The following is a 2,774-nucleotide window of genomic DNA, read 5'->3' on the forward strand; positions in this document are numbered from 1 at the left end:
ACCTTATAACTCAAGCTATAACCAAATTATAAGCCCTTATACAAAACTCCAGCTTTCAAAATGGACGAGGTTTAGTATGCCAATTACAAATATTGTCGAGTAATTTGGTTACTAATTGGGCATTATTCACCGAATTAATAAACGTTCGCGGATTGCTCTTAAGTATGCACGAATGGGAATTTGGTATACTTCAACAAATAACCATAAAATAATTGTGAAGTGGGAAAAAAATGTTAAAACTGTCCATAGATAAGGAACCCAACTCAGGGGAACCTGTGGAGAAGGTGGAAAATTATAAGCAACAATACCAATTAGACTTGTAGGTAAAATTACAAATGCTAATGCCCCTAGAATATAACCCCAACCAAATTCAACACCTTCGAGTTGACCTTCTGTCCAATTAAAACCACTCCAACGCCATACTAAAGGGGGTTGACGCGAAGGCATTTTTAATTGTTGTTGTTCGATATCAACTGTAAAAATCTGATGGCAAAAATCGCAAGACATTGCCTCCATCATTGGCATATGGGAAATTTTGCCCACACGACAAACAGGACAGGGGTAATCACCATGATAATTAAACGATGTTGCTAAAATTTTGGAACTGGGCTTCATAACAGCTTTATACGTAGCTATAATATCGGACAGTGGATAGTTAATAAAAGGAAAGAGAATGGGTAATTATCCGGAAAAATTAATTAAATTCAAATAAAGAATTCAGTGTTCAAAGGGTAATTGAGTGATTTCGGTGAGTGTTGACATAGTAAGCCTACTTTGATAACGTTGGTTTAAGCGTATTATTTTAGATTTCTTAAGTAATTAATTCAATGAATTTCAGCAAAACTTACTACTTTTATTTTTGGTTTAGGGCGGTTCACCGGGTGTGAGTCAGATTTTCCACATGGAAGCCACCCAGTGAACCGCAGAGTAAAACCTCTGCGGTTTTTTGCTTTTTAGTCCCCTTTCTCTTTTATCTTTACAAATTGCCATGATTTATCCAAATAGCTGGTTTTACGGGTTTTATTTTTGGTTCGGAAGTCCTCCGGGTCGAGAGAAGCTCGTGCAAACGAACTATCAAAGCCTGGAAATGTAATATTTCCGGGCTTTTTTATTATCTCCTTTTTCAAGTCAAAGACGTTCCACCGGAACGTCTCTACGAACGATTAACAACAAACAACAAACCAAAATGAAAAACGCTCAACTTGCAGCCAAATCCAATCCCCAACACCAAACCATCGTCAAAATATCCGACAATGTTGCATTTGGTGGCAAAGAATTAATCATCATTGGTGGTCCTTGCACGGTGGAAAACCTTGAACAAATGGAAATTACTGGCAATGCCCTGCACAATTCAATCCAAGCCCTACGTGGTGGCGTTTTCAAACCCCGCACCTCCCCCTACGCATTCCAAGGGATGGGACAGGAAGGATTAGAAATTTTAACAGCAGTGCGATCGCGCTATAATCTTCCCGTTGTCACTGAAGTGATGGCAATTTCCCAAATCGAAGTCATCGCTGCCCATGCTGATATGTTGCAAGTAGGTAGTCGGAATATGCAAAATTTCGATTTGCTCAAAGAACTCGGACAAGCTGGTAAACCTATCCTCCTAAAACGTGGTTTAGCTGCCACCATCGAAGAGTTTGTCATGGCAGCCGAATACATTTTAAGTCATGGCAATCCGGATGTTGTGCTGTGCGAACGCGGTATTCGTAGTTTCGACAACTATACCCGCAATGTCTTAGATATCGGAGCAGTGGCAGCACTCAAACAAATTACCCATTTACCAGTCATTGTAGTCCCACGCCGTTGGTAGGCGCGAACTCGTTGCTCCAGTTGCCCGTGGTGCGATCGCATGTGGTGCGGATGGGTTAATTATTGAATGTCATCCTGTGCCGGAAAAATCTGTTTCCGATGCCCAGCAAGCGCTTTCTTTAGAGGAGATGGTGGAATTAGTTGAAAGTCTCAAACCCATTGCAGCAGCAGTTGGACGACACATTGTTGAAAAAGTAGACGCAAGAAAAGTAGAGGAAATAATTGGGGTGGGTATAAAACCTGCCCCTATTTGTTTGCCAGTGGCTGGTTAAATAAAATCTGGAGACGCGATATATCGCGTCTCTACATTTATCTTATTAGTTTGCTGCCTTCTCTACGGCTGTGATGACATCAGATAGCGCCTTTTCGGCATCTTTCATTAATTTATCTGCTTCAGTATCAGATTCCGCATTTACCGCACCTCTCACAGATGCGATCGCACGGTTCATCGCGATCGCACCATCAGGAACACCAGCTTTTTCCAACAAACCCGCAGCTTCTTCCATTGAGGATAATGCTGTGGCAAAGTGTTGTTGAATTTGTTCTACACTTTTCGCCGATTCTGTCGCAGTCATTGCACTTGCTGCTTTTTCCATTGCGTTGGCTGCTTCGTTAAGTGCATCGGCATCAACTTCTGCTACCAGTAAACCTGAATTCGTAGACTGCAAACCACTTAAAGATGAATTTGCCGTGTTTAGAGTTAGTGCGATTGCACTCCCTGGAACGAACATCAAACCAGCAACAACAAGGTTGGATAACAAAATTTTTCGCAACATATTTTTAAAAGCTGAATAAATTATTGAACAATTCGTAAAAAATTAGACATTGAAAATGCAATTTAAATGACTTTTATCAAAGCCCTGTTTGCATCAAAAACACTAACTCTTACAAGCTGGCATAAGCATTTTGCAATTGTCAATCTGAAAAAGACGTATTTTTATACTATTTGTTTAGTACATAAT

2 protein-coding genes and 1 pseudogene are annotated in these 2,774 nt (G+C 40.4%); 1 reads left to right on the top strand and 2 read right to left on the bottom strand.

Translation table 11 applies throughout. The annotated features are described in order from the left end of the window. Positions 1-126 precede the first annotated feature (126 nt). Complete coding sequence (locus CK510_RS28900; protein WP_095724911.1) at positions 127-615, bottom strand: hypothetical protein; 489 nt, start codon at positions 613-615, stop codon at positions 127-129. Positions 616-1,186: 571 nt separating this feature from the next. Here CK510_RS28900 and aroF point away from each other — a divergent pair. Further along, positions 1,187-2,084 (top strand): annotated as a pseudogene (gene aroF, locus CK510_RS28905) (3-deoxy-7-phosphoheptulonate synthase). 45 nt (positions 2,085-2,129) lie between these two features. Here aroF and CK510_RS28910 read toward each other — a convergent pair. Then, positions 2,130-2,588: a hypothetical protein gene (locus CK510_RS28910; RefSeq protein WP_095724912.1), complete on the bottom strand. Its 459-nt coding sequence runs from the start codon at positions 2,586-2,588 to the stop codon at positions 2,130-2,132. Between the last annotated feature and the right edge of the window lie 186 nt (positions 2,589-2,774).

Source organism: Brunnivagina elsteri CCALA 953 (assembly GCF_002289455.1).
Classification (GTDB): Bacteria; Cyanobacteriota; Cyanobacteriia; order Cyanobacteriales; family Nostocaceae; genus Brunnivagina; species Brunnivagina elsteri.

Coding starts and splice junctions, on each gene's coding strand:
- CK510_RS28900 (WP_095724911.1), bottom strand. CDS start 615: ATGAAGCCCAGTTCCAAAATTTTAGCAACATCGTTTAATTATCATGGT.
- CK510_RS28910 (WP_095724912.1), bottom strand. CDS start 2,588: ATGTTGCGAAAAATTTTGTTATCCAACCTTGTTGTTGCTGGTTTGATG.